Annotated in this window: 1 protein-coding gene; it reads right to left on the bottom strand. The window is 59.0% G+C overall.

Translation table 11 applies throughout. The features are described from left to right. The coding region (locus tag AC3A84_RS06035; RefSeq protein WP_487968729.1) for a LacI family DNA-binding transcriptional regulator at positions 1 to 366 on the bottom strand (366 nt) is incomplete at its 3' end. Between the last annotated feature and the right edge of the window lie 141 nt (positions 367 to 507).

The following is a 507-nucleotide window of genomic DNA, read 5'->3' as shown; positions in this document are numbered from 1 at the left end:
CAAAATTGCCGCGTCGAAAGATCCCCCGGCAATCAATGACCCGACCCGCTCAGCGGATCGGGAAGAATCGACGAGGGCTAGCAGCATCTGGTACCCGTGCTCAGAGAGGCGAAGATTCGCTCCCGATGCCATCGGCGACAGAGTTGGCTCACTGTAGAAAACGTCGACTTTTTCGCGGGCTACGAGGACCACAGTGTCGGTGGACTGGACTCGTAGCGACCGTGCTGCTCGATTGGGTACATAACCGGTGATAATGATCGCGTCGGCGACAGCTCGTGCGGTTGCGGGGGCAACGTTGGTGTGGCCGTTGAGAACCCGTGACACTGTGGCATGGGAGACACCGGCGACCCGAGCTACCTCGTGCATAGTGGGTCGGCCTGTTTCCGCACTCATCGACAATCCTCCTCATTATTCCGGTCCACCATCGGTGACGCTCGATTGTGTGACCCCACTTGTCGGAGGTGGGCCACGAGTCGTAATGTACACGTGTACACAGCGATGTGGTGG

This window comes from Paracidovorax sp. (genome assembly GCF_057642795.1).
Note: the sequence above shows the minus strand (reverse complement) of the source record. Positions and strands in the feature narration are given on the sequence as shown.